Source organism: Bathymodiolus heckerae thiotrophic gill symbiont (assembly GCF_900180345.1).
In the GTDB taxonomy this organism is placed as follows: domain Bacteria; phylum Pseudomonadota; class Gammaproteobacteria; order PS1; family Pseudothioglobaceae; genus Thiodubiliella.
The window spans coordinates 1-26,355 of record NZ_FXLV01000001.1 but is presented as its reverse complement, the minus strand read 5'-3'; the positions used below and the strand labels follow the sequence as shown (position 1 = coordinate 26,355).

General features: G+C 39.3%; 29 protein-coding genes, 1 tRNA gene and 1 pseudogene. 19 read left to right on the top strand and 12 right to left on the bottom strand.

All coding sequences use genetic code 11. From position 1 onward, the window contains the following. Positions 1-13: 13 nt before the first annotated feature. The 3 genes from clpX to lon are packed head-to-tail and all read left to right on the top strand — an operon-like array spanning position 14 to position 4,926. Positions 14-1,288: an ATP-dependent Clp protease ATP-binding subunit ClpX gene (clpX, locus tag CRYPD_RS00150; protein WP_138145549.1), complete on the top strand. Its 1,275-nt coding sequence runs from the start codon at positions 14-16 to the stop codon at positions 1,286-1,288. 12 nt (positions 1,289-1,300) lie between these two features. Further along, positions 1,301-2,608: a ribosome rescue GTPase HflX gene (gene hflX / locus CRYPD_RS00145; protein WP_138145548.1), complete on the top strand. Its 1,308-nt coding sequence runs from the start codon at positions 1,301-1,303 to the stop codon at positions 2,606-2,608. Continuing rightward, entirely contained in the window at positions 2,590-4,926 is a 2,337-nt protein-coding gene (gene lon, locus CRYPD_RS00140; RefSeq protein WP_138145547.1) for an endopeptidase La, read from the top strand. Before hflX ends, lon begins: the two co-directional genes overlap by 19 nt. Positions 4,927-4,973: 47 nt before the next feature. Here the strand turns inward: lon and rsmB are convergent, their stop codons facing one another. Next, positions 4,974-6,221 carry a 16S rRNA (cytosine(967)-C(5))-methyltransferase RsmB gene (gene rsmB / locus CRYPD_RS00135; RefSeq protein WP_244610211.1) on the bottom strand — a complete coding sequence of 416 codons (1,248 nt, stop codon included), beginning with the start codon at positions 6,219-6,221 and terminating at the stop codon, positions 4,974-4,976. Then, positions 6,211-6,918 carry a DsbC family protein gene (locus tag CRYPD_RS00130; RefSeq protein ID WP_138145545.1) on the bottom strand — a complete coding sequence of 236 codons (708 nt, stop codon included), beginning with the start codon at positions 6,916-6,918 and terminating at the stop codon, positions 6,211-6,213. The genes rsmB and CRYPD_RS00130 overlap by 11 nt, the downstream gene beginning before the upstream one ends. A 66-nt stretch (positions 6,919-6,984) precedes the next feature. On the opposite strand from CRYPD_RS00130, the gene CRYPD_RS00125 reads away from it, so the two are divergent. Together CRYPD_RS00125 and CRYPD_RS00120 are read left to right on the top strand one after the other, a co-directional pair. Next, positions 6,985-8,304, top strand: a complete 1,320-nt coding sequence (locus tag CRYPD_RS00125) for a leucyl aminopeptidase (RefSeq protein WP_138145544.1) — start codon at positions 6,985-6,987, stop codon at positions 8,302-8,304. 69 nt (positions 8,305-8,373) lie between these two features. Next, positions 8,374-8,593, top strand: a pseudogene (locus CRYPD_RS00120) (pyrimidine/purine nucleoside phosphorylase). A 104-nt stretch (positions 8,594-8,697) separates the two neighbouring features. On the opposite strand, the gene CRYPD_RS00115 reads toward CRYPD_RS00120, so the two are convergent. From CRYPD_RS00115 to CRYPD_RS00090, 6 genes are all read right to left on the bottom strand, one after another. Beyond that, complete coding sequence (locus CRYPD_RS00115) at positions 8,698-9,642, bottom strand: MBL fold metallo-hydrolase (protein ID WP_138145543.1); 945 nt, start codon at positions 9,640-9,642, stop codon at positions 8,698-8,700. Between the two features lie 102 nt (positions 9,643-9,744). Beyond that, positions 9,745-10,359, bottom strand: coding sequence for a DUF302 domain-containing protein (locus CRYPD_RS00110; protein ID WP_138145542.1), 615 nt, complete (start codon positions 10,357-10,359; stop codon positions 9,745-9,747). A 94-nt stretch (positions 10,360-10,453) separates the two neighbouring features. Further along, positions 10,454-10,849: a CBS domain-containing protein gene (locus CRYPD_RS00105; protein WP_138145541.1), complete on the bottom strand. Its 396-nt coding sequence runs from the start codon at positions 10,847-10,849 to the stop codon at positions 10,454-10,456. Next, on the bottom strand, positions 10,846-11,196 hold the full coding sequence (locus CRYPD_RS00100) for a P-II family nitrogen regulator (RefSeq protein WP_138145540.1): 351 nt from the start codon (positions 11,194-11,196) through the stop codon (positions 10,846-10,848). Before CRYPD_RS00100 ends, CRYPD_RS00105 begins: the two co-directional genes overlap by 4 nt. Beyond that, the gene (locus CRYPD_RS00095; protein ID WP_138145539.1) at positions 11,186-11,935 is read right to left on the bottom strand and encodes a DUF1538 domain-containing protein; all 750 of its coding nucleotides are present in this window, start codon (positions 11,933-11,935) and stop codon (positions 11,186-11,188) included. Before CRYPD_RS00095 ends, CRYPD_RS00100 begins: the two co-directional genes overlap by 11 nt. Beyond that, a complete protein-coding gene (locus CRYPD_RS00090; RefSeq protein ID WP_138145538.1) occupies positions 11,929-12,657 on the bottom strand; it encodes a DUF1538 domain-containing protein in 729 nt (242 codons plus the stop codon). The genes CRYPD_RS00095 and CRYPD_RS00090 overlap by 7 nt, the downstream gene beginning before the upstream one ends. Before the next feature lie 58 nt (positions 12,658-12,715). Between CRYPD_RS00090 and pabC the strand changes: the two genes are divergently transcribed. From pabC to CRYPD_RS00060, 6 genes are all read left to right on the top strand, one after another. Beyond that, positions 12,716-13,522, top strand: coding sequence for an aminodeoxychorismate lyase (gene pabC / locus CRYPD_RS00085; RefSeq protein WP_138145537.1), 807 nt, complete (start codon positions 12,716-12,718; stop codon positions 13,520-13,522). Next, positions 13,519-14,475 carry an endolytic transglycosylase MltG gene (gene mltG / locus CRYPD_RS00080; protein WP_138145536.1) on the top strand — a complete coding sequence of 319 codons (957 nt, stop codon included), beginning with the start codon at positions 13,519-13,521 and terminating at the stop codon, positions 14,473-14,475. The genes pabC and mltG overlap by 4 nt, the downstream gene beginning before the upstream one ends. Positions 14,476-14,562: 87 nt before the next feature. Beyond that, the gene (tmk, locus tag CRYPD_RS00075) at positions 14,563-15,180 is read left to right on the top strand and encodes a dTMP kinase (RefSeq protein WP_138145535.1); all 618 of its coding nucleotides are present in this window, start codon (positions 14,563-14,565) and stop codon (positions 15,178-15,180) included. After that, entirely contained in the window at positions 15,177-16,184 is a 1,008-nt protein-coding gene (locus CRYPD_RS00070; protein ID WP_138145534.1) for a DNA polymerase III subunit delta', read from the top strand. The genes tmk and CRYPD_RS00070 overlap by 4 nt, the downstream gene beginning before the upstream one ends. After that, positions 16,185-17,471, top strand: a complete 1,287-nt coding sequence (gene hemL, locus CRYPD_RS00065; protein WP_138145533.1) for a glutamate-1-semialdehyde 2,1-aminomutase — start codon at positions 16,185-16,187, stop codon at positions 17,469-17,471. It abuts the gene before it with no gap. Positions 17,472-17,577: 106 nt separating this feature from the next. Then, positions 17,578-18,231, top strand: coding sequence for a histidinol-phosphatase (locus CRYPD_RS00060; RefSeq protein ID WP_138145532.1), 654 nt, complete (start codon positions 17,578-17,580; stop codon positions 18,229-18,231). A 240-nt stretch (positions 18,232-18,471) separates the two neighbouring features. On the opposite strand, the gene recQ is transcribed toward CRYPD_RS00060, so the two are convergent. Beyond that, the gene (recQ, locus tag CRYPD_RS00055; protein WP_138145531.1) at positions 18,472-20,598 is read right to left on the bottom strand and encodes a DNA helicase RecQ; all 2,127 of its coding nucleotides are present in this window, start codon (positions 20,596-20,598) and stop codon (positions 18,472-18,474) included. 90 nt (positions 20,599-20,688) lie between these two features. Between recQ and CRYPD_RS00050 the strand changes: the two genes are divergently transcribed. Beyond that, positions 20,689-21,246, top strand: a complete 558-nt coding sequence (locus tag CRYPD_RS00050) for a cytochrome b (protein ID WP_138145530.1) — start codon at positions 20,689-20,691, stop codon at positions 21,244-21,246. A 167-nt stretch (positions 21,247-21,413) separates the two neighbouring features. Here CRYPD_RS00050 and kdsA read toward each other — a convergent pair whose 3' ends face one another. Further along, positions 21,414-22,247 carry a 3-deoxy-8-phosphooctulonate synthase gene (gene kdsA / locus CRYPD_RS00045; RefSeq protein WP_138145529.1) on the bottom strand — a complete coding sequence of 278 codons (834 nt, stop codon included), beginning with the start codon at positions 22,245-22,247 and terminating at the stop codon, positions 21,414-21,416. 57 nt (positions 22,248-22,304) lie between these two features. Between kdsA and trpC the strand changes: the two genes are divergently transcribed. The 6 genes from trpC (at position 22,305) to CRYPD_RS00015 (ending at position 25,280) form a co-directional block, all read left to right on the top strand. Next, positions 22,305-23,102 carry an indole-3-glycerol phosphate synthase TrpC gene (trpC, locus tag CRYPD_RS00040; RefSeq protein ID WP_138145528.1) on the top strand — a complete coding sequence of 266 codons (798 nt, stop codon included), beginning with the start codon at positions 22,305-22,307 and terminating at the stop codon, positions 23,100-23,102. After that, a complete protein-coding gene (locus CRYPD_RS00035; RefSeq protein ID WP_138145527.1) occupies positions 23,099-23,512 on the top strand; it encodes an OsmC family protein in 414 nt (137 codons plus the stop codon). The genes trpC and CRYPD_RS00035 overlap by 4 nt, the downstream gene beginning before the upstream one ends. Continuing rightward, positions 23,505-23,726, top strand: a complete 222-nt coding sequence (locus CRYPD_RS00030; RefSeq protein WP_138145526.1) for a hypothetical protein — start codon at positions 23,505-23,507, stop codon at positions 23,724-23,726. The genes CRYPD_RS00035 and CRYPD_RS00030 overlap by 8 nt, the downstream gene beginning before the upstream one ends. A 107-nt stretch (positions 23,727-23,833) precedes the next feature. Then, entirely contained in the window at positions 23,834-24,166 is a 333-nt protein-coding gene (locus CRYPD_RS00025; RefSeq protein ID WP_138145525.1) for a hypothetical protein, read from the top strand. 35 nt (positions 24,167-24,201) lie between these two features. Beyond that, positions 24,202-24,294 (top strand) — tRNA-Ser (locus CRYPD_RS00020). 206 nt (positions 24,295-24,500) lie between these two features. Continuing rightward, the gene (locus tag CRYPD_RS00015; RefSeq protein ID WP_171004251.1) at positions 24,501-25,280 is read left to right on the top strand and encodes a thiazole synthase; all 780 of its coding nucleotides are present in this window, start codon (positions 24,501-24,503) and stop codon (positions 25,278-25,280) included. Here CRYPD_RS00015 and CRYPD_RS00010 read toward each other — a convergent pair. After that, positions 25,272-25,589 (bottom strand): DUF6172 family protein, encoded by a 318-nt coding sequence (locus CRYPD_RS00010; RefSeq protein WP_138145523.1) that lies wholly within the window; start codon positions 25,587-25,589, stop codon positions 25,272-25,274. The two genes, CRYPD_RS00015 and CRYPD_RS00010, sit on opposite strands and share 9 nt — an antisense overlap. 225 nt (positions 25,590-25,814) lie before the next feature. Between CRYPD_RS00010 and CRYPD_RS07760 the strand changes: the two genes are divergently transcribed. Beyond that, complete coding sequence (locus tag CRYPD_RS07760; protein WP_171004250.1) at positions 25,815-25,967, top strand: hypothetical protein; 153 nt, start codon at positions 25,815-25,817, stop codon at positions 25,965-25,967. 276 nt (positions 25,968-26,243) lie between these two features. Here CRYPD_RS07760 and CRYPD_RS00005 read toward each other — a convergent pair whose 3' ends face one another. Next, complete coding sequence (locus CRYPD_RS00005) at positions 26,244-26,354, bottom strand: IS3 family transposase (RefSeq protein ID WP_138145522.1); 111 nt, start codon at positions 26,352-26,354, stop codon at positions 26,244-26,246. Between the last annotated feature and the right edge of the window lies 1 nt (position 26,355).

The following is a 26,355-nucleotide window of genomic DNA, read 5'->3' as shown; positions in this document are numbered from 1 at the left end:
AAGGACTAAGTTAATGGCAGAAAATACGAAAAAGCTTAATTGTTCATTTTGCGGCAAAGCAAAATCCGAGGTTGATAGATTGGTTGCAGGACCTGGTGTCTACATTTGCAACGAATGTATTGAATCGTGCTATGGTTTACTTGAAGAGCAAGCCTCGCAGGCAGTTATTGACGCACATCAAGATTGGAGCTACACGCCGAAGCAGTTGCATGATTTTCTGAATGAATATGTGATTGGACAAGATCATGCTAAAAAAGTGTTGTCTGTTGCAGTTTACAATCATTACAAGCGCTTGCAAAGTGGGCATATATCCAACGATGTTGAGCTGGATAAATCCAACATTTTAATGATTGGCCCCACAGGTTCGGGCAAAACATTGTTAGCACAAACGCTGGCACGACTTTTGGATGTGCCATTTACCGTGGCAGATGCGACCACTTTAACTGAAGCAGGCTATGTGGGTGATGATGTTGAAAATGTAATTAAAAGTCTGTTGTCAAAATGTGATTTTGACCCAGTTCGTGCTGAACATGGCATTATTTTTATCGATGAAATAGATAAGATTTCTCGCCGTTCTGATTCGCCCTCCATTACTCGTGATGTATCTGGCGAAGGTGTACAACAAGCAATGTTAAAATTGATTGAAGGTACTGTGGCTTCTGTGCCACCACAAGGCGGACGCAAACACCCAAATCAAGAAACCATTGATGTTGATACTTCAAAGATTTTATTTATTTGTGGCGGTGCATTTGATGGCTTGGACAAAGTTATCGGTAAGCGGGTAGAAAAAGCCACAGGCATTGGTTTTGGTGCAGATGTGAAAGATTTGAGTGAAGAGAAGAATCTAACAGAATTATTCAATCTTATTGAGCCAGAAGATTTGATTAGTTATGGTTTAATTCCAGAATTAGTCGGTCGTTTGCCGGTACAAACAGCGTTAGGTGAATTAGACGAAGAGGCACTTATTCAAATTTTAACCAAGCCAAAGAATTCAGTAATCAAGCAATTTCAAGAAGTTTTTGCCATGGAAGGTGTTAAATTAACTTTTAGAAAGCCCGCTTTATCAGCGATTGCTAAATTAGCCGTTAAGCGTAAAACAGGCGCCAGAGGATTGCGCTCTATCTTGGAATATATGTTGTTAGATACAATGTTTGAATTGCCCTCATTGAGTGATGTAAGCGAAGTGGTTATTGACAGAAATGTGGTTGAAAAGAAAACCGAACCCTTGATAGTATATAAGTTGGCTGGAAAACAAGCAACAGCTAAAAAGGCTAAAAAAGCCTCTTAAACGCAGCCGTTAGTGGAATTATTTGATAAGCAAAAAGAGGCAGTTGGTCAAGGCGAGCGAACCTTGCTGGTCTATATAGAGCTTCCTCAAAATCGACATAGTCACAATGGTGCAGATGAGCTTTTAGAATTAGCGCAATCCTCTGGACTGGATGTCATTCAAAACCTAAAAGTAACATGCAATAATGCGAATGCTAGGTATTTTATTGGCTCTGGCAAGGTGGAAGAATTGGCAGATTTGGTTAAAGAACTAGCGCTAGATTTGGTCATTTTTTCTGCTGAATTGTCTCCTTCACAAGAACGCAATTTAGAAAAACACTTAGAATGCCAAGTAATGGATCGCACAGGTCTGATTTTGGATATTTTCTCATTGAGAGCAAGTTCGTTTGAGGGTAAATTACAAGTGGAACTGGCACAACTTAGGCATTTATCCACTCGCCTCGTGCGTGGTTGGACGCACTTAGAGCGACAAAAAGGCGGTATTGGTATGCGTGGTCCGGGTGAGACACAATTAGAAACCGATAAACGATTAATTGCTGTGCGTATTAAAAATATCAGTAAACGCTTAGAAAAAGTACATAAACAACGAGATTTAGGGCGTAAGTCACGCATTAAGAACGAATTACCGATGATTGCTTTGGCAGGCTACACCAATGCAGGAAAATCCACGCTGTTTAATTACATAACCCAAGCAGAAGTTTTTGCCAATGACCAATTATTTGCCACGCTTGATTCCACCATTAGACGCGTGATATTGCCTGCTTCTGGTGAAGCGGTAATTGCTGATACCGTAGGTTTTATTCAAAACCTACCTCATGATTTAGTGGCAGCTTTTAAATCAACCTTGGAAGAAACACGGCGTGCCAATGTGCTGCTCCATGTGGTGGACGCAGCTGATGAATATAACAGAGAAAAAATCGACCAAGTGCAAGCTATTATTTTTGATATTGAGGCTGACAAAGTCCCTAGTATTTTGGTGATGAATAAAATTGATTGCCTAGATAATTTCGAGCCAAGAATTGATAGAGACGAGAACAACAGAATTTTTCGTGTTTGGATTTCGGCGCAAACGGGTGCAGGCATTGATTTTCTTTATCAAGCGTTAGCAGAGCAACTCAGTGGAACAATGACACGCGCCAGAATACAGCTGGATGTAACTAGTGCTTATATTCGTAGTGAAATTCACAATATTGGCTATATCCATAATGAAAAAGTGGATGATTTTGGGCAATGGATACTTGAAATCAATGTCACTCATCACTATCTATCTAAATTACTAAGTTTAAAAGGGGTAACACTATTATGGGAACAGAAGCCATAACAGAGGTAATAGATTTAACACAACAACGAGTACCTTTATTGCCACTGCGAGATGTGGTGGTTTTTCCACATACTGTGATGCCACTTTTTGTTGGTAGGGAAAGTTCCGTTAATGCAATTACCCAGGCTATGGGGACGAATAAACATATATTTTTGGTTGCACAAAAAAACGAAAAAACACAAGACCCGAAGAATGAAGACCTGCACACTGTTGGTACTTTGGCAACGATTTTGCAAATGTTGAAATTGCCTGACGGCACTATCAAAGTCTTAGTCGAAGGAGTAAAGCGCGCCAAGGTTGAGGAATTTGTTGAAGCGGATGGCTATACCGAAGTTGAAGTGAGCGAATTTGCGTTGGATGTTGGTAAAAATATTGAAGTTGAAGCGATGATGCGACTGGCATTAGAGAACTTTGAGACCTATATTAGACTTAACAAAAAAATCCCCGAAGAAGTGCTTAATATGCTCAAAGAAGTGAGTAATGTTGAGCGTTTTAGCGATATCATTATTGCCAATTTATCGCTAAAAACTGCTGAGAAACAAGAACTGTTAAGCGGCAAAGATGCGCAAACTCGATTAGATAAAATCTTATCAGTAATTCAAAGTGAAATTGATGTTTTAGGCACTGAGAAGAAAATTCAATCCCGTGTACGCAAACAAATGGAATCTAACCAACGAGATTATTACTTGAATGAGCAAATGAAGTCCATTCAAAAAGAATTAGGGCAGGCAGAAGATGAGAATGAAATTGAAGATTTACAAGCAAAAATCAACCAAGCCAAGATGCCTAAAGATGCTAAAAAACAAGCAGAAGGTGAATTAAAAAAACTCTCAAGAATGTCATCGCATTCATCTGATGCATCTATTATTCGCACTTATATTGAAAATCTCTGCGATGTGCCATGGAAAAAACAAACCCGCATTAATAAGAATTTAGCCAAGGCGCAACATATTTTAGATGATGATCATTACGGGCTAAACAAGGTAAAAGAGCGTATTTTGGAGCATTTGGCAGTGCAAACTCGTGTTACCCACAACAAGGCAAATATTTTGTGCTTAGTTGGACCACCAGGTGTGGGAAAAACTTCACTCGGCGAATCAATTGCCAAGGCAGTGAACCGTAAATTCGTGCGTATGGCACTTGGCGGTGTTCGAGATGAGGCAGAAATTCGTGGACATCGACGCACCTATATTGGTGCAATGCCAGGCTCTATTATTCAAAAAATGCAAAAAGTGAAGGTTAAAAATCCTCTATTTTTGCTTGATGAAATTGAGAAAATGGCGTCCGATCATCGGGGTGACCCTTCATCAGCTATGCTGGAAGTGCTGGACCCTGAGCAAAACCACACTTTTAACGACCATTATTTAGAAATCGACTACGACCTTTCGCAAGTTATGTTCGTGGCAACCGCCAACACGCTAGATTTGCCACAGCCCCTATTAGATAGAATGGAGATTATTGAACTCTCTGGTTACACCGAAGATGAAAAAATGCAGATTGCTAAGTGTCATTTAATTAAAAAAGCGATGGAAAATAACGGCGTTGAAATGAATGAAATTGTATTCAAAGATTCGGCTATTTTGGACATTATTCGTTATTACACGCGTGAGGCAGGCGTGCGTAGCCTAAGTAGAACCATTAGCACTATTTGTCGCAAAATCGTTAAAGAAGTTGTTATTAAGAAGCGCAAAACAAAAGCCATTATTGATGCTAAAAGTTTAGAAAAATATCTTGGTATTAAAAAATTCCGCTTTGGTTTAGCAGAAGAAAACAACCAAGTTGGCGAAGTAACAGGACTGGCATGGACTTCTGTAGGTGGTGATTTGCTCACCATCGAAGCTGCCGCTTACAAGGGCAAGGGTAAGCTCAATTACACAGGTCAATTAGGCGATGTAATGCAGGAATCCATTCAAGCGGCCAAATCTGTGGTTAGAAGTAGAGCCAAGAAATTTGGTATTGACGAACATTTCGATGAAAAACTTGACATTCACATCCATGTGCCCGATGGCGCCACCCCAAAAGACGGACCTAGCGCAGGCGCAGCGATGTGCACTGCACTTGTATCCGTACTTACAGGACGCAAGGTTAAAGCCGATGTGGCAATGACTGGCGAAATTACCCTGCGTGGTGAAATCACCCCAATCGGCGGACTCAAAGAAAAAATGCTAGCGGCATTGCGTGGCGGCATCAAAACCGTCATCATCCCCGACGACAACGAACGAGAACTCTCTGAAGTGCCTGAGAAAATCAAAAGCAAACTCAAAGTAATAAAAGTTAAGTGGATTGATGAGGTGCTGGATATTGCACTAGAAAAATAATTGTAGAGACCGCTGTATTAACCCAGTGGTCTCTTGCCTCTTTCCGACTATATTTTTGTTAATTTAGCATAATAAAATCCGTCAAATTCATAACACGGAATTTGTTGTCTGCCGTGAGTGGCTTCAACCCCCCAATCAAGCATGATTTTTTCCTCAACTGCGTCTGAGTGGTTTTGTAAAAACTGTGCAATTTGAGCTTCATTTTCGTTTTTTAAAATTGAGCAAGTAGCATATAGTAGCACGCCTCCTGGCTTGAGCATTGTCCATAAATTGTCTAAAATGTCTTTTTGTAGGGCGACTAAAGCGCTGATATCTTTAGGTTTTCTAAGTAGTTTGATATCAGGATGGCGACGAATTACACCCGTGGCCGAACAAGGCGCATCCAGCAGGATTTTATCAAATAATTTGCCATCCCACCAGTCTTGCGTTTGTGCTTTTCCTTGTAGTAGGGCGATGTTTTTTATGGTAAATCGCTCAATATTTTCTTGCACGCGTTTTAGCCTTTCCTTGTTGTTATCTAGTGCAATGATTGTGGCATTTGGGGCTAATTCGCTAAGGTGAGTAGTTTTTCCGCCTGGCGCACAGCAAGCGTCTAAAATCAAATCCCCCTCTTTTGGGTTTAACAAAGGTGCAGCTAATTGGGCCGAGGCATCCTGCACAAAACACGAGCCTTTATCAAAATCTTGAATATCGTAAACATTAACCGCTTTATTTAAAATTATTGCCTGTGGTGCAATTTCAACCAACGAGCCTTGCCCATCCATAAAGACGGGCAAGGCTCGTTGGTTGAAATTAGGGTGAATGCGTAGCGTCATTGGGGCTTGGGTGTTGTTTTGGGTGAAGATTTGTGCAAAATTATTGGGGTAATATTGTTTAATTTTTTTCACTAACCAAGTTGGATGGGTGTAATGTGTTTGTTGCTGTAAATCGTCTTTTTGTCGGTCTATTTCCCTAAGAATGGCATTCACTAGGGGTTTTGCCCAAGGCTTGTTGAGCTCATTAACGACATTCACAGTTTCGAAAATACTGGCGTGTGTTGCTACATTAGAATGTAAGACTTGATAAGCGCCGAGCAACATTAAACAGTGAACATCTAAGTCTTCTTTTTTAAGTGAGTGTTTTAGTAGTCTAGAGACAATATCGTTGAGCTGGTGGTAGAAGCGAATTGTGCCAAAAACTAGAGATTTTGTTAGTGCACTAACCTCTGCTGGGTAGATGAAAGTGGAGAGTGATTTTTTCTCTAAAACAACTGAACAGATTGCGCCTAGGGCAATGGTTCGGGTGTTATTTTCCAAGTGTGCGCTTGATGGCTTGCAAGAGTCTGTCGGCCGGTAGATAGCCTGGCAAGTGCGTACCATCAGAAAGGAAAATAGCAGGTGTGCCGTTCACTCCTAGTTGCTGAGATAATAGCAATTGCTGCGCAACTGGGTTTTTACAGTCATCCGAATTAGGCACAATACTCTTAGTTTTATAGTCGTGCATCGCTTTTTTTCTGTCTTTAGCGCACCAAATTTTTTCCATTTTTCCTTGTGCTTCTGGATGCAATGATGCCAATGGTGTGGCGAGGTATTTGACGGTAATCCCAAATTCATTTATTTTGGGCATTTGTCTATGTAGTTTTTTGCAGTATGGGCAATCTACATCGGTAAATACATGTATTACATATTTTTCATTTTTTGCCGGATAGATAATTTTATCTTTATCTTCAACGCTATCTAACAGCGCTTTTTTTAGTTGCCGCACTTTGTTGCTGTTTGGCATTTTCTGGCGAGTGGTTAAGTCGATAATATCACCTTGAATCAAGTATTTACCATCTTCCGAGACAAAAAAAGATTGAATTGGGTTTTGAGCAATGGCTTCATAAACGCCTTTAAAAGGGGTTTTTTCAATATCTATAGTGCCGAATATTGAATTTAGGTTTTCAATGGTAGACTTGTCGGCAATAGATTGGGTACTAACGAGGGCGAGAGTAAGTAGTATCTTTTTAAACATAATTTTTTATGGTAGTGTGAGATGTGTAAAATTATACGCATCTTTATAAAATAGGTTGCAGAAATAATGGAATTTAAAATTAATAAATCTGCCACGGAGGCACAAATACAGGTTGTTTTTGATGAGATGCTGAAATTAAACAAGGTAGAGTTTGATGGCGCTAATAAATTAAAAATTGGACTTGGAGACCAAATACCTAACGACAAAACAGTTCAAAAATTAGCAATAACTTTGGCTAAAACTGCCAATCAGTTTAATTTGAAAGCATTGTTCTTGCCTATGCTTGAAGTTGAAAACTTTGTTGAAATTGTTACTCAAGCAATAGCGAATAATGATTATCAAATACAAAAAATTGAGCTGGAAACACCCGAAGAAAATACATTACAAACAGTGGTTTTTGAACAAGGTGAACAGGCTAGTATTGACAAGGCGCTAGCAATTGCAAGCGGTATGGCGCTTACTCGTAGGTTGGGTGATTTGCCATCGAATGTCTGTACGCCGACTTATTTGGCAGAAACGGCACAAAACATGGCACAAGAATTTAATCTTGCGTGTCAAGTGCTAGAAGAATCTGATATGTCAAAATTAGGCATGGGTTCTTTATTGTCGGTTTCTAAGGGCTCAATTGAGCCACCAAAGCTCATCAGTTTGAGCTACCAAGGCAATGACAGTGCTCAGCCCATTGTGTTGGTGGGCAAGGGAGTTACTTTTGATAGTGGCGGTATTTCACTCAAATCTGGTGCGAGTATGGACGAGATGAAATATGATATGTGCGGTGCAGCATCTGTGCTTGGCACAATGCATGCGGTGGCTGAGATGAAACTCAAGGTTAATTTAACTATTGTGGTACCAACAGTTGAGAATATGCCAGCGCATAATGCCTCCAAGCCGGGCGATGTGGTTAAATCTATGTCAGGGCAGACGATTGAAATTCTTAATACCGATGCAGAAGGGCGTTTGATTTTGTGTGATGCGCTGACTTATGTTGCCAAATTTAACCCAGCAGTGGTAATTGATGTTGCCACGCTTACAGGTGCGGTGATTGTGGCGCTCGGTAAGCACCATTCTGGAATGATGGTGAACGACCAAGACTTAGCTGATGATTTAATTAAGGCAGGTAAAAACTCTATGGACACAGTGTGGCAGTTACCATTAGATGAAGAGTTTAATGAATTATTTAAATCTAATTTTGCTGATATGGCAAATTCTAGTGGTTGTCGTGAAGCTGGTTCTAGCGTCGCTGGAAGTTTTTTGGCTAAATTTACCAAAGACTATTGTTGGGCGCACTTAGATATTGCTGGCACAGCGTGGGTAAGTGGTGCTAAAAAAGGCGCTACTGGGAGACCAGTACCATTATTAACTCAATATATTTTAGATTCAGTTTAGGGAATTTTGATGTCAAATTTTGAAAATGTAACTGTCATCAAAGAAGCCAATATTTATTTTTAGGGCAGAGTGAGCAGCCGCACTGTTGAGTTTTCCGATGGCAGGTGATTATGCGTTTGATACTACTGAGAATGAATTGGTAGAAATTCAAACAGGCGAAGCGGATGTACTACTGCCAAATGAACATGAATGGCAAACCTTTACAAAAGGCACATCGTTTGAAGTGCCAAAAAATTCAAGTTTTAAATTACAGGTCAAAGAAGTGATTGATTATTGTTGTTCTTATTAGAGACCTTTGCATAAATATGAATAATCATCAAAAATCCACTTTTTACCAAGTTGACAAAAATTGAATTCTGTTAATCATCCATATTTATGCAAAGATCTCTATTATTAAGAGTTTTTATCCAGCCAAACGCCCAGACCTTGGGCGCAGATTTCTAAATCACCTTTAAACAGTTTAATTTGTTGTATTTTATCGAGCGTCACTCTATGTTTGGTAGAGATTTCTAACAAATAATCTAATAATGTCGTTTTAATTGCCTTATGACGATTGGGTGTGTTTTTAAGTATCGTGGCAATTTTGACAAAGCCATCTATATGCTGAATAAGCATATTGGCACAGTCTTGAGTAAATTCAATGCGATTAAAATGCGTTAAATAAGCGTATTTTGGCTTAAGTTTCATCAGTTGCTTGATGGTGTTTTTCCAAGTTTCTGGGTCAAATTGAATTGGCGTAGTGGGTGGAAAAATTAACTCGCCTTGGTGAGTGTCAAACTCCCGATAACTCACACCTAAGGTATCACCACTAAAAATACCGTGCGATTTCTCATCCCAAATACACACATGGTGGCGCGCATGACCCGGTGTGTCGATAAATTTTAATACTCGATTGCCTAAGCTTATTTCATCATTGTCTTTAGCGATAATGATACGATTTTTGGGAATGGGGATTAAATCTCCTAAAAATTGTTTAAAAAATAATTCGCCATATACTTGAATAACGCCTGTGCGTAATTTTGATGGGTCAATTAAGTGGTTTACACCATATTCATGTACATAAACTTTGGCATTAGGCAAGTGTTTAATCAGCTCACCCGCACCACCTGCATGGTCTAGATGAATGTGTGTCAAGATAATATAATCTACATTTTTTCGTTTGATGTTCTTTTTATCAAGTGTTGCCAATAGTGTCGGCACTGACAAATAACAGCCAGTATCTACAAAGGCAGCCCGCTTGCCGTCTTCAATTAAATAAGCGGCAACAAAATCATCACGCATATACTGTGTGTCAATGCAAGTAATACCAAAATCAAGGTTGTGATAAATAGGCTTCATAACACCTCTATTTTAATTATTTTTTAAGCAAGGTAAAACCTCTTTTTTAGGCAATAAAAAACCGCCTAAAAGGGCGGTTTTTAAATATTTACTCAAACGACTTTAAAAATCGCCTGTTGCTCCACCCTGTTGAATGGCATCCATAGTTTCTTTGACTGCCAATGCTTTTTCAAGTAGGTAATCTGGCAGTGGCGTACCACCATAAATCATTGCGTTCATGTCCAAGGTGTATAACCACCTTTTGCCTTGTTTGTCTTCAATGATAGCAATACGACAAGGAAGATAAGCTGAAAATGCATCTGAATGATCAACCATAATCATTGCTGTTCTAGGTGAGCAGTATTGATAAATCTTTAAATAACGCTGTTTTTCACCTGTTTGTAATTCAACCATTTCTGAGAGTGGCAACATACCCACCGAACGAATACTTCTTTCTACTGCAATGCTTTCCATGGCATCTTCAACATCTTCATTTGAAAGGTCGTCGGCAACGGGTATTTTGACAATACTTGACATGGCAAGATCGCCCGTATCTAATAAAGTGTTAGCAATCGGCATATAAACTTTTTCCATTGATTGTGGGTGTAATGTTGGTGAAATCATCTCACTGATAACTTTACTGGTAATACCGTATTGTGCCTGTAATAACACCATATAGTAAGTTGAAACTGCGCCAATAATAATCAGCACCCATTTAATAAATCTAATTGTATTCATTTTTATTCTCTCTTGTTGGTTATAAAGTTAAAACAGTTGAGTATTCTAACAGCCTATTAATACAGTGCAAGTTTATCACTATATAATAATTTTCTTATACAATATGTAAGCCATTCAGCACAATATTGGTTAAACTAACCATGCCGACTATTTTGCCGTTATCTAACACTGGACAACGAGATAAATTCAATCGAGTGAGTAATTTGGCGCAGTAACGAATCTCCATATCAGGATGGACAGAAATGGCGGGCTTGGTCATAACTTCATAGGCATTAACACGGTCTGGCGAACGCCCTTTGGCGATTACTTTGGCAGCAATATCAGCAATCAGCACCACGCCATATTCATCATGTTCATGCGCTTTATCAACGATTAACATCTTGGTTTTTTTGTGCTTCATATTTCTTAAAGCGTTTTGTACGGTGCATTTGCTGTTGATAATATCAACTTCTGTCCACATAATGTCTTTGACTAATACTGGGATATTCATAGTTTTTCCTCCACGGTTGTTTCTAATGCTTGTATTTGATGTATGACACCAACAGCATCCTCTACATCAATTTGAAAGGCGATGCCCTCTTGGTCATCACGGTCGAACTCTCCTGCTATGGCAATACTTTCTAGAATTGATCGAGAAAGATGTTGCTCCACGAGTAGTAATAAGACATCCCTTGGAGTTTCAATATTAAGCCCTAGAAATGTTTTATTATGCTTTAAGCCTTCGCCTCGAGCCTGAGAAATAATGGTCGATCCTGTTGCACCTTTTTCTCTAGCCGCCTCAAGGATTAAGTCAGTTTTATTGCTATCGACAAAGGCAATAATCAGTTTAAAGTGCATCGTTTTTTCTCCTGTTTAAAAAATTGGTTATTTGTGCATACGCTAGCACACTCATGATTGGAAATAGCGAGGCAAAAGCAATCAGTCCAAAACCATCAATGATTGGGTTTCTGCCCTCAATTGTACTCGCCAAACCCAAGCCTAGGGCAGCAACTAACGGCACGGTAACGGTAGAAGTAGTTACACCACCTGTGTCATAGGCTAGTGCAATGATGTTTTTTGGTGCAAAATAAGTTTGTATCAAAACAACCACATAACCCGCAATAATAAAATAGTGAATAGGTAGCCCAGCCACAATACGGAAACTACCCAAAGAAATACCCACTGCAACACCAAATGCGACAACCATACGAAGTGACCAGACTTTAATAAAACCACCCGATACTTGATTGGCTTTAATGGCAACTGCTAACAGCGAAGGTTCAGCAATTGTGGTAGCAAACCCAATGGCAAAGGCGAAAATATACACCCAATAATAACTGCCCCAGTTAGTATTAGTGCCAATAAAATCAACACTGGTAAGTTGGTCTGCCATGAGTTTTCCAAGTGGGAAAAGTGCTTTCTCTAGTCCAACAATAAACAAGGTCAGTCCAATCCAAACCAAAATAAAGCCAATAATAACTTTTTTTAGATTGGGAATTTTTTGTTTAAGAATGAGAAGCTGAAACCCAAACAACACCAAGGCAATGGGCGCCACATCCCCAAGCATATCGATAAAAGGTTGTAATAAATTTACCATAATATGCCAAAAATCATAACTGCAACAATAGGTAATAACGAGGCAATGGCAATCATGCCAAAACCATCGGTCATTGGATTTCTACCACGGATTGAGCTAGCTAAGCCAACGCCTAATGCAGTAACGAGCGGTACGGTGATGGTGCTAGTGGTTACCCCGCCTGCATCATAAGCAATACCAATAATAAACTCAGGGGCAAAAATAGTGGCAATAATAACAAGTGAATAGCCGCCGATAATCAAATAAGTAAGCGCCCAGCCTTTAATAATCCTCAGCGCCCCTAATAACACCGATAAACCAACCGATATTGCTACTGTATAGCGCAGTGTTTGTGCGTAATTGTCTACCGCCTCGTTGTCAATAATGCCACCAAGTTGTGCCACATTTGCCGCTTCATTAGCAACAGCAATCAGCGCAGGCTCTGCCACCGTGGTGCCAAATCCAAGTGCAAAGGCAAATATTAACAGCCAAACCAGTGAGCCTTTTTTAACAAAGGCAAACGCCAGTGCTTCGCCAATAGGGAACAGCCCTAGATTTAAGCCATAGACGAATAAAGTTAAACCTAATAACACAAATCCTGTACCAATGATAATATCGGCAAAATTAGGGATATTTTGTTGCAGTACAACCAGTTGAAAAAAACCAATCACCAATACAATCGGTGCTAAGTCTTTAGCACTGTTTAGCAAGCTGTTCAGAAACACGAAGAAGGTTTTTTTCATTAGGGTTTTATTGTGATTTCGGCTAAATTAAAGCCCACTGGCAATTATAATAGAATCTATGAAAGAAGTCGTTTTAATTAATGGAAAACAACAATCCCAACTTAGCGTGTTTAATCGCTTAACGCAGTTTGGAGATGGTTTGTTTGAGACTTGCGTGGTCAAAAATGCGCAATTATTATTTTGGTCAGCGCATTTTTCTAGGTTGGAAAAAGGTCGTAAGCAACTTAAAATTAATCGTATTAGCGAACAACAATGGCTAAAAGATATTGCCAAAGCACTTTCAATCGCTAAGTTAGAGCAAGCCGTGGTCAAGGTAGTATTGTCTCGTGGGCAAAGTATGCGAGGATATGGGTTTGAAGCAGATATTGAGCCAACACGACTTGTTATTGTCTCAAAAATGCCCGATAAAATACTGAGCGAATACACCCTTAGTGTTTGTAATAGCGGCTATGCTAATCATCAATTGTTGTCCAATATTAAGCATTGCAATCGTCTTGAGCAAATATTAGCACGCAGTGATTTGCGTGCTGATGAGTGTATTATGTTGAATGATGATGGCTGGGTGATTTCGGTTACACAGGGCAATATTTTTGCCATAAAATCGGGCGTATTATTAACACCAAGCTTAGAAAAATGCGGTATTGCAGGGACACGACGAGCCGTGATATTAAAAATTGCCACGGCACTAGATTTACAGGTCAAGGTGGGTATATTAACATTGCAAGCGCTGAACGATTGTGATGAAATATTTATTAGCAATAGTATAATTGGTATTAAACCCGTTACAGCTATTAATGAAAAATGCTTTGACCAACATACCATTACACGGCAATTAGCGCAAGCTTTAGAAGAAAAACTACGATGAAAAAAATTCTAATAACTGTTGCTATACTGGTGCTAACTTGGTCTTATTGGGTAAATACCATTAAAACCACCCACCCAGTTGTTTATCACCTGTCTCAAGGCGCTAATATTGTTTCAGTCGCCAATAATCTTGAAAAACAAGGCGTGATTCGCTCCTCTTTTTTCTTGCGTATAGCGGCCAAGGTTTTTGGCTTTGAGTCTAAATTAAAATCTGGCTATTATGATATAACACCAAATATGAAAGTGATGGATTTGCTTGATAATTTTGTATCGGCAACAGTAGCTGAGCGCAATATCACCCTAATTGAAGGTAAAACTGTGCGTCATTATTACCAACAATTGCAAAGCATTGAGGCATTAAAATCCAATGGATCGCTGGCGAATACGATGCGTTTGGCAGGCGTTAAAGCGCCTTATGAAGGGATTTTTTGGCCAGATACTTACCGTGTGCGTTACGGCGATAGTGTTGCCAGTATTTTTAAAAGGTCGCATCAAATTATGCAAGAAATATTAAATTCTGAATGGAAAAATCGGGATAAAACTCTGCGCCTAAAGAACGCATCTCAAGCCTTGATATTGGCATCTTTGATTGAAAAAGAAACCGCACACAACGCCGAAAAATCACAAATAGCAGGCGTATTTATGCGCCGTTTGCAAATAGGTATGCGCCTGCAAACCGACCCAACAGTTGTGTACGGTTTGGGTGAAAAATATCGTGGTTTTTTAACGCGACAAGATTTAAAATTCAACAGCCCTTACAACACCTATCGAAATCACGGCTTACCGCCAACGCCAATTAGCTCAGTTAGTATCACTTCGTTGCGTGCGGTAATGCACCCTGCGTCAGGCGATACCTTGTTTTTTGTTGCTAAGAAAAATGGCACCCATGCCTTTGCAAAAACTTACCAACAACATCGCCTCAATATCAAAAAGCACTTGTTAACTAAAAATTGAGAAGCCGGGCTTCTCAATTTTTTCTTTGCTAAAGGTAAGGTAAATTTAAGTTATTTATTGAAAGTGGACTCGTTAAAATAAGACTTTATGCAAAAAGGAAAATTTATCACCATTGATGGCGTAGAGGGCGCAGGAAAAAGCACACAAATTGATTTTATTTGTCAATATTTGGCGGATAAGGGTGTTAATGTTGTGCTCACTCGAGAGCCAGGCGGAACAGCAATAGGCGAAAAAATTCGTACCTTGTTATTGAGTAATTCAACTGGCGAGATGCATGCTGATACTGAACTAATGCTGATGTTTGCCGCCAGAAACGAGCACATTCAAAGCAAAATAATCCCAGCATTGGCGCAAGGAAATTGGATTTTGAGTGATAGATTTACCGATGCTTCTTATGCTTATCAAGGTGGCGGTCGTGGCTTGGATGTTGCACGCATTGCACAATTAGAAGACTGGGTGTTGCGAGCATTTACCCCTGATATGACGCTGCTACTGGATGTGTCTGTGGATATTGGCATGAAGCGTGTGGAGTCCAGAGGTAAAAAAGACCGCATAGAGCAGGAGGATTTTGATTTTTTTAATCGTGTGCGTGAGGCTTATATTACTCGCTCTAAACAACACCCTGAACGCATTAAATTAATTAATGCCATGCAAACGATAGCCTATACTCAACAACAAATTAAAGTTATTCTGGATTTGCTATGACACTTCCTTGGCACCAAGATGCATTTGCAAAACTCAAACAAATGATTGACCAAAATCATCTACCCCATGCGTTATTGATTACAGGCGTTTCTCGGATAGGCAAGTTTGAACTAATGCAACAACTCGTTGGCACTTTGCTGAATGACGAGGAAATTATTAGAAAGGACGATGTGCAGCAGGATTTGGACAACGCTGTGTTGATTAGACGCTCTCATTACACGAATATGATTTATTGTCGTGCGGGTGAAATTAATCCAAATACCAAAAATCGCTCTAAAGATATTCGTGTTGATCAGGTGCGTGCATTTTGTGAAGCGTTAAACAAAACTGCTGATAAATTGCAGATAGGCGTTATTTTTTACGCCGACCAAATGAACATTAATGCTGCCAATAGTTTGTTAAAAACACTGGAAGAGCCTAGAGAAAATACCTTGATTATTCTGCTGGCACACAATTCTAAAAATCTACCAGTTACGATTGTTTCCCGTTGTCAGAGCGTGCATATTGGCCCTGCTTACGACCAAGACACTAAAGCGTGGATTGAGCAACATATTGAACACAAAGAGGATTTTGACACAATGCAACTATTAGAAGCCGCACACGGCGTGCCTTTTAAGGTTATTGACGGGCTTGCAGGGGATGACTTTATTCATTATCAAAAATGGCAAAATCAATTATTAAGCGTTGCCCTACATCCAGCCACTATCAACAAAGTAGAAGGCTTTGACAGCAACGAAGTCGAAGTCTTGAGTTGCCTACAACACTTGGTTATCGAGGGTATTCGACTCAAAGCACTTAAACGAGAAGGAGGCTTGGTTGAGCTAAATCAAATCATCAACTTAGCAAAAACAGATTTTTTATTCAAATTATTACAAGACATTTCTCGTGCTATTGCCCTAGCAAAAACTAGCGTAAATATAAAATTATTATTGGATGATGTGCTGATTGTATGGTCGCATATTACTCATCTAAAAACCTACCCACAAATATTGGAGAATAAATAAATGACAAAATCAGAACAACTTTTTAGCGAAGCACAACACTACATTCCAGGTGGGGTGAATTCCCCCGTTCGAGCATTCAAAGGCGTAGGCGGCACGCCGATATTTTTTACCCGAGGTGAGGGTGCTTATTTGTTTGATGTCGATGATAATCAATACATTGATTATGTCGCCTCATGGGGGCCAATGATTTTGGGTCATGCTAACCAAGGCGTGGTGAGTGCAGTGGAGAAAGTCCTGCACAATGGTTTGGGTTTTGGCGCACCGACCGAGATTGAGACTAAGCTGGCAAAAAAAGTATGTGAAATGGTGTCTTCTATTGAATTGGTGCGTATGGTGAGTTCAGGCACAGAAGCCACTATGAGCGCTATTCGCTTGGCGCGAGGCTTTACTCAGCGTGATACCATTGTGAAATTTGAAGGCTGCTATCACGGGCATTCAGATTCGTTATTGGTCAAAGCAGGATCAGGCGCATTAACACTTGGTGAGCCAAATTCAGCAGGTGTGCCGGCAGATTTTGCCAAGTATACATTGACCTTGGAATACAACAATTTAGCGCAAGTGCGAGAAGTGTTTGCCGAAAAAGGCAGCGAGATTGCTTGTATTATCGTTGAGCCTGTTGCTGGTAATATGAACTGTATTCCGCCCGTTGATGGGTTTTTGCAAGGACTTAGAGAGGTTTGTGATGAATATGGTACGGTGCTAATTTTTGACGAAGTAATGACTGGATTCAGGGTTGCAAAAGGCGGTGCGCAAGAGAAATTTGGCATTCAACCTGACTTAACAACACTTGGAAAAGTGATTGGCGGTGGGCTACCCGTTGGTGCATTTGGGGGCAAAAAAGCCATTATGGAATGCATTGCCCCTTTGGGTGCAGTCTATCAAGCAGGCACGCTCTCAGGCAATCCCATGTCAATGGCAGCAGGTTTGGCAATGCTAGAGGCAATTGATAAGGACAAAAACTTATACGAGAATTTAGCGCAAAAAGCCACCAAGCTTACCAACGGCATTGTAGAAAAAGCACGAGAAAACAATATTTCAATGACGGCTAATGTAGTGGGTGGCATGTTCGGTTTGTTTTTTACCGATGTTGATACGGTGACGAACTTTGTGCAAACTTCACAATGCAATGTTGAGCGTTTTAATCAGTTTTTTCATTTAATGCTAAAAGAGGGTGTTTATTTAGCGCCCAGCGTCTACGAGGCAGGGTTTATCTCCACGGCACATAACGATAACGATATTGAACATACTATTAAAAAGGCGGAAAAATGTTTTAAAAAGTTAGTATAATAATTTTTAATCATACGATGAATACCATCGTAAATATCGTATTGTAATTAAAAAAATAATCAAATCATATTAATTGATGTTGATATGCACAACGAGGTTTATTAATATGGCACTTGCATTATTTGATTTAGATAAAACTTTATTAGGCGGTGATAGCGATTTTTTGTGGGGCGAGTTTCTGTCCGAAATCGGCGCAGTTAATGTTGATGAATACCAAAAGCAAAATCAGGTGTTTTTTGATGATTATGCACGAGGAGAATTGGATATTAATCAATATCTAGAATTTTGCCTAAGACCTTTAGCACACAATTCTATCAAACAACTCAGCAAATGGCACCAGCAATTTATGGTTGAAAAAATCCAGCCAATTTTTTTAGAAAAAGCCAAAAAAGTGGTAGATGCACACAAAAAAAATGGCGATAGGGCGCTGGTCATCACTGCCACTAATTCATTCGTCACCCGCCCAATTGCCCAAGCCTACGGTATCAAGGATTTGCTCGCCACTGAGCCTGAAATAGTGAACGGTGAGTTTAGCGGAAAAGTATCAGGCGAGCCCTGTTTTCAAATCGGCAAAGTCCATAAACTAAAAGCGTGGTGTAAAACCAATAACGAAATCTTAGACGGCGCTTATTTCTACTCCGATTCACATAATGATTTACCATTATTGGAATTGGTTGATAATCCCATTGTCGTACATGGTGATGAAAAATTATTAGAAATTGCCAAGCAAAAAAGCTGGCAATGTATGGATTGGACTTAGTTTTTAAGTTTAATCGGCGCTGATATCTTGATTTTTTTATGTATGTGAGGCCTTTGCATAAATATGGATGATTAGCAAAATTCAATTTTTGTCAAATTGGTATTTTTTTCAACTCTGTTCTAGCAAGACTAAGACTGGGTTTAAAAAAATTACCAAGTTGGTAAAAAGTGGGTTTTTGATGATGATTCGTATTTATGCAAAGGTCTCACTTAATGATTCGGTATTTTTGCGTGATAAAAATCAATTTATTTGATTGAGTTGCTTAAAAACTGCCAAATGGTGTTGAATTTTTTCGATTGAGTCTATTTGCTCAAGACCTTGTAAAATCCAGTGGGTAATGGCTTCGTCAGTGGGGACAGTGGTAAATAACTGCTGTCTTTTGGTGTGTTCGATTTTGCCGATATTTGCTAATTTGTTAATGTGCCCTAGCACGGTGGTGAGGGCTAAATTGCGCTGTTGGCAGATGCTTTCTATGCTTGTATCTTGTTCTATTAATTCTAGAGTAGTTTGGTAAGTAGGGTGTAATTTTTGTACAATAGGCTCAACTTTGGGTGCAGGTTCTTGAAAACCATCGACCCTTAAGGTGGCTAATAAGTCTAGGAAGCGAGCGCCATATTTTTCCAATTTAACTTGACCTACACCGTTGATTTGTAATAATTTTGCTTCGCTATCAGGCAGAAAGTGCGCCATTTCTGTTAAAGCCTTGTTGTCAAAAATAATGTAAGCAGGCATACTTTCTTCTTGGGCAATCTCTCGTCTGAGTGCTTGTAGTGCGCCTAAAATTGCCTCATCTACTGAATATTCTTGTTGTTTAATTTGTTTAAATGCCTTGTTTTGCATTTGCAAATTACTTTGACGAATATCGACTGTTTGCTTTGATTTTAAAATATTTTTAGCAATATTAGTTAATTTTAAAACCTTAAATTCACCTATCATTAAGGCATCTATTTCCAATAAACGGTCGCCAATAATTTTCCACAAAGCTCTACTCGTGGCGCTACCAATACCATAGACGGATAAGTTTTGATGTCCACTGTTGAGTACTTTTTGGTTTTTTGAGCCTAATAAAACATCAACAATGTGCCCTTGTCCAAAACGCTGGTCGGTACGATAAATGGCGGATAAAAACATCTTTGCCTGTTTGCTAATATCACTGCGTTTAACATCAGGATTAAGGCAATTATCGCATTGAGTTTGGCATTTGGGCATTTCATCGTCAAAATAATGACTTAATGCTTGGTGCCGACAACCTTCAGAGAAGGCGTATTTTTTGATTAAATTAAGCTTGTGATAGGCTAAATTTCGATACTCCTCATTTTCAATATCGGCAATAAAACGCCCCAACAAGCCTAAATCTTGAGTGGAATAAAGTAGCAAAACCTCACTTTTTAATCCGTCTCTACCCGCTCTACCCATTTCTTGGTAATAAGCTTCCATGGTTTTTGGAATAGACATATGCACCACAAAGCGAATGTTACTTTTATCAATCCCCATACCGAATGCGATGGTAGCGACCATGATATCAATCTCATCATTTACAAAGTCACTAAATGCCTGACGACGCTCTTGAGTTGGCAAACCTGCATGATAAGCCCGTGCTTTTAAACCTTGGGCATTTAAAAAATCACTTAATGATTCGGTATTTTTGCGTGATAAGGTGTAAATAATGCCTTGTTCGTTTTGATGGTTCTGCAAAAAATCGAGCAATTGTTGCCCTCCATTACCTTGTCGAGATTGGACGCTGATAAATAAATTATGCCGATAAACTTTACCACGAACAATGTTATTGCTCTGTTTAAACTTCAGCTGATTAACAATGTCTTTTTCCACCTGCGTGGTCGCCGTTGCCGTAAAAGCAGCGATACCCACTTCGGGAAAATGGGATTTTAATATACCCAGCTGGCGATAATCTGCCCGAAATTCATGCCCCCATTCGCTCACACAATGTGCCTCATCAATGGCAAAAAAGGCGATATTCAGTGTGCTTAAAAATTGTAAAAATTGACCATTTTGTAAGCGCTCAGGGGCAACAAAAACTAGCTTCACTGCACCATTTCGTAAATCATTCTGTGCTTGTATGATTTCTTCCATATCCTGCATGGACGACATCATTGCCGCTTGAACACCCTTTGCCATCAGCCCATGCACTTGGTCTTGCATCAATGCCAACAAGGGAGAAACTACAACCACTATGCCTTCCATTAATAACGCCGGTAGTTGATAACATAGCGATTTCCCACCACCCGTTGGCAAAATTAATAACACATCTTCGTGGTTTAAAATTTTATCCACTACTATTTCTTGCAATGGGCGAAATTCATCAAATCCAAAGGTGTTTTGTAGTAGCTGGTGTTTACTTTTAAGCATGAATTAAAAAAATAAAAAAAATTAAGGTTTTTGGTTGTTGATTTGTATTATTATATGCATTACTCATTAACTTTTTAAGAGGAATACAAAATGATAAAAGACAGTAAGAAAAAACTATCTCCAATCACTACCACACTACACTGGCTAATTGCCATTGTGCTTATCAGCTTAATTGCGGTGGGCATATATATGGAAGAAAACGAGGTGTTTTTTCTATACCCAATACACAAATCAATAGGAATGTTGCTTTTTAGTGTAATTTTAATCCGTGTGGTTTGGCGTATCAAAAGCGGCTGGCCTGAGCCTGTTAGTCAATACAAAAAAATTGAGCAAATAGGGGCAAGAACCATTCATTGGGTGCTCATTATTGGCACGGTAATGATGCCAATTTCTGGTATGTTGATGTCAGGTGCGGGTGGATACGGCTTGTCTATCTTTGGTTTAGAACTACTGGCAAGTAATCCAGATGAATTGAATCCAGGCAAGGTGATACCACTGAGTAAATCACTTGCAGGCTTGGGACATACTTTGCATGAATTGGGTGGAAATATTATGATATTTGCTATCACACTGCACATTATTGGTGCATTTAAGCATCATTTTATCGATAAAGACAGTACCCTACGTAGAATGCTTGGTAGAAGATAAATACTTATCACTCAAAGCAAAGATTTTAGGTGGATACCTCGTATCAGAAACCTTTGCATAAATATGAATAATCATCAAAAATCTACTTTTTACCAAGTTGACAAAAATTGAATTCTGCTAATCATCCGTATTTATGTAAAGACCTCTATCAATAAAAATTAAGGTTTTTATAGTCTATTTTCTAAAAAACCATTTTTCTTAGTTAGGTTGTCTAAATCTTGCAAGGTTTTGAGTAGTTCGCCTATCTTGTCAATTGGCATCGAATTAGGCCCATCACTTTTGGCATTTTCAGGGTCTGGGTGAGTTTCCATAAAAATACCGCTAATACCAGCAGCAACCGCTGCTCTTGCTAATACGGGCACCATTTCTCGTTGCCCGCCTGAGGTTGTGCCTTGTCCACCGGGCTGCTGCACAGAATGTGTGGCATCAAAGACCACGGGGCAATTTGTGCTGCGCATACTCGCCAAGCCACGCATATCAGAAACCAAAGTATTGTAGCCAAACGAAGTGCCACGGTCACAAACAGTAATTGCTTTATTGCCTACTTCGTAAGCCTTATCGACCACATTTTGCATATCCCACGGTGCTTGAAATTGTCCTTTTTTAATATTAACGGGCAAGCCTTGCTTGCAAACATTTTGAATAAAATTGGTTTGACGAACCAAAAAAGCAGGGGTTTGCATCATATCAACCACACTCGCTACTTCATTAAGTGGCGTGTCTTCGTGCACATCAGTCAACACTGGCACGCCTATCTCGTCTTTAACTTTTTGCAAAATGCGTAAACCCTCTTTAACGCCCAAGCCTCTAAAACTATTGGTACTGGTGCGGTTCGCTTTATCGTAGGATGATTTGTAAATAAAATTAATGCCTAAATTTTCAGTAATTTTCTTTAAATAAGCGGCAGTTTCTAGCGCCAATGCTTCAGACTCAATGACGCAAGGCCCTGCAATGAGGAAAAATGGCTGATCAATGCCGACTTCAAAATCTAATAATTTCATCGTTTATAATCTATACAAAAAACTCAGCGTTAATTATATTCGTTTAAAATAGCAAATATGACAAATACACCCAATATTCTAAAAAAAATTATCAAGCGCAAAGAAGAAGAAGTTGCCGAATGTGAAAACAATATTTCTGCAAATAAAATGCTTGAAGACGCTTATAAAAATCGCAATACACGAGATTTTTATCAAGCCTTAAAGGATAAAGCAGACCTTAAACAGAACGCCATTATTGCAGAAATCAAAAAAGCATCGCCATCTAAAGGTGTAATACGAGAGGATTTTAATCCAGTTGAAATTGCCAAAAGTTACGAAAAAGCAGGTGCAGCTTGCTTGTCTGTTTTAACCGATAAAGATTTTTTTCAAGGTGATAATCAATATTTAACCGATGTGCGTGCCGCTGTATCGCTACCTGTCTTGCGCAAAGAATTTATTATTAATCCCTATCAAATTTATGAATCCAGAGTCTTGGGCGCTGATTGCATTTTACTGATTGTTGCTTGTTTGAGCGATGAGCAAATGGAAGACTTTGCAATGCGTGCTATTGCTGTCAATATGGATGTTTTGGTTGAAGTGCATAATTTAGAGGAACTGCAACGCGCACTGGCATTACGCCTACCAATGATTGGCTTTAACAATCGCAATTTACGCTCGTTTAAGGTGTCATTACAAACAACAGTTGAATTGTTAAGCGAGATTAAAGACGACACCTTAATCATTACCGAAAGCGGTATTTTGAGTGCAAAAGATGTGGCATTTATGCACAAACACAATATTTATAGTTTCTTGGTTGGCGAGGCCTTTATGCGCCATGACGACCCAGGTAACGCCTTGCAGGAGATTTTTGTATGAAGACAGTCGTTAAGTGGATTAATGACATGATGATGGTTGGCGAATCTGCCAGTGGCCACGGTGTGGTTATGGACGGACCTGAAGAGCTGGGCGGTAAAAATTTAGGCATCCGTCCTATGGAGATGTTGCTACTCGGTATGGGTGGCTGCACAACTATTGATGTAGTTTCAACACTCAAAAAAATGCGTGAAACTGTGCGTGATTGCCGTGCCGAAATCACTGCGGAGCGAGCAGATGAGCATCCCAAAGTTTTTACCAATATTCATATTCATTTTGTTGTAGAAGGAGAAAATCTCAACGAGAAAAAAGTAGCAAAAGCCGTTAGTTTATCGGCTGATAAATACTGCTCCGCTTCAATCATGCTGGGAAAAACTGCCAAGGTAACGCACGATTTTGAAGTCCATGAATAATGCTTGGGGCTGGTTTGGCACAGTAACAGGCATTACGGGTGGTTTGTTGGTAGCGCTTAATTTTGAATGGTCTAAATTTGGTTATATCTTTTTTATGGCATCGGCCATTAGTTGGATTGCTCAAGGAGCTAAAAATAATGACAACTCTTTAGTGTTGCTTAATGCCGTTTTTGTTTGTGTTAATATGTTGGGGATTTATCATTGGTTTTCTTAAGGTTATTTATTTGCATTTTTTGTTTTTACTTTTTGTCATTAAACACTGTGGCAAGCGATGCACAGCACGAGTAACTTACGGAAGCACATGACAAAAATAGCCACCCTTTGACCAAGAAAATTAAAGCAATACATTACGACTTATCAGCACTTGAAAATAAATTAAAAATGGGGCTTGATGCATTCAAAGTTTCAGTTCAAGCAGATGACATTAGCCAACAACTGCTTTACTACGAACGCCAACTAGGCACCCCTAGAGCTCATAACGATCATCAATGGAACAAGTCCGAGAGAATGATTCTGGGTGCAAAAATAAAACTACAAGCATTGCAAGAAAAAATGAGTGCCGAAGGTAGCTGGGGGCAGATAAAGCTTAAAATGCAAGGCTTGGAGGGCAAAGACCCTGGTGCAATAAAAGTTCGATACAATTACGGCTTTTAAGTCGCTATTTCTTAGCGTATAATACGCCCTCTTATGGAGAGTTGGCCGAGTTGGCTGAAGGCGCGCCCCTGCTAAGGGTGTATAGGGTTTATCCCCTATCGAGGGTTCGAATCCCTCACTCTCCACCATATTATTGCGTCTTTTTTCATTCTACGGCGTTAAATTTAAAAAAATACCTAGTTGCATAGATTTTTACTATGTGCCTTCGTGTTTCTAAAATTTGCCTTATTGGCGCTAAACAGTAAGGAAAAAAAAATACTTGCGTAAAGCCTAATAAAATACGAAAATTAGGTAAAATTTTCAGATTATTTTATCACTATCAATCAACCCTATTATGACTGACACACCTTTAGTAATCGCAGGAAAAACTTACAACTCTCGCTTACTGGTTGGTTCGGGAAAATACCAAGACCTTAATGAAACCAAACTGGCGACCGAAGCCGCTGAGGCTGATATTATCACCGTTGCCATTCGCCGTACTAATATCGGACAGGATAAGGAAGAGCCTAGCTTATTAGATGTCATTTCACCGGAAAAATACACTATTTTGCCCAATACAGCAGGTTGCTATAATGCCAAAGATGCAGTGCGTACTTGCCAATTAGCCCGTGAACTTTTAGGCGGACATAATTTAATCAAATTGGAGGTTTTGGGTGATGAAAAAACTCTATATCCCAACATTGTTGAGACGCTATCTGCCGCACAAACCTTAGTTGATGACGGCTTTGATGTGATGGTTTATACCAGCGATGACCCAATCATCGCCAAAGAATTAGAGCGCATCGGCTGTTGTGCTATTATGCCACTTGCTTCACTCATCGGCTCAGGTCAAGGTATTGCCAACCCAGCCAATATCAAACTCATTAAACAGCACGCCAATGTTCCCGTATTGGTTGATGCAGGTATCGGTTGCGCCTCAGATGCCGCCAAAGCCATGGAATTAGGCTGTGATGGCGTACTCATGAACTCAGCCATTGCCAATGCCACCAACCCTATCTTAATGGCAAGTGCCATGAAACACGCAGTTATAGCAGGGCGCACATCTTTTCTTGCTGGTAGAATGATGAAAAAAGCCTACGCCAGCGCTTCGTCACCAATGGAAAACTTAATCTAAAAAATTCTCAATAGATTCTTCTTTAGGCTTAGTAACTCTAACGCCTGGCTTGACCAACACTTCTAAAAAGAAAGTATCTAAGCCTTCTGCATCAGCTTCTGAAATTACTTTGTTGATTTCAGAAATATGAATCGTGTCAGCGGAAGCCTCATTTGCGCCGTAGCGACAATTAAAATCCCAAAAGTCCACATTATCAGGTAATTTTTTATTACGCTCGCGTTTAATGTATTTTTTAAGTTCATATTTAATTGCCTCAACCATTCTAGGTCTTTTCTTTTTAGAATGCACGAAACTGAATGTTTTTTTCATAATAGGCAGATATAGAATTAATTAAAAAAGAGATTATACGCACTCAATAACTTTTTTGAATAATTAAGATTGAAATATTATTTAATTTATACTGAAGTTCGGGCACTAAATTACAACAATTTAGGGGTCCAAAATGACCAGAAAATACACAGTCTTCTTCAGGGTAGAAAACAACTGAGATTTAAGTTTAAAGAGTCGTTAACCCATTGAGACCTTTGCATAAATATGAATAATCATCAAAAATCCACTTTTCACCCGCTTGGCGATTTTTTAAACCCAGCCTTAGCCCTGCTAGGACAAGGTTTAATAAAATCACCAATCTGGCAAAAATTGAATTTTGCTAATCATCCCTATTTATGCAAAGGTCTCCCATTGTAATTTACACATCTGCAAAGGTCTTAACAAATGTTTTAATTTTTCCGTTTAGAACTATCGCAGGCTTTGCTTGCTCGTGCTTTATAAGTGGCTACATGATTAATATATTCTATATAGACTTCACAACTATCAAACTCAGCGACGCTATCAAAGCTTAAAGTCCCGATATCATGAGGCTGAATAAAAAGTATAGCAAACTTAATATGAATGACTTTCTGTACAAGGTCTTTTTTAGATAAGACAAGTGGTATGTAATGATCTAATCAACTTGGACACATTTCAAGCCACTTTTTTCAATTCAGCCATCTTTTCTGCTGGGGTTAAATACCCAATAGCTGAATGAATCCTTTTGTAATTGTAAAAATAAATATAACTCTCTACATTTTCCACT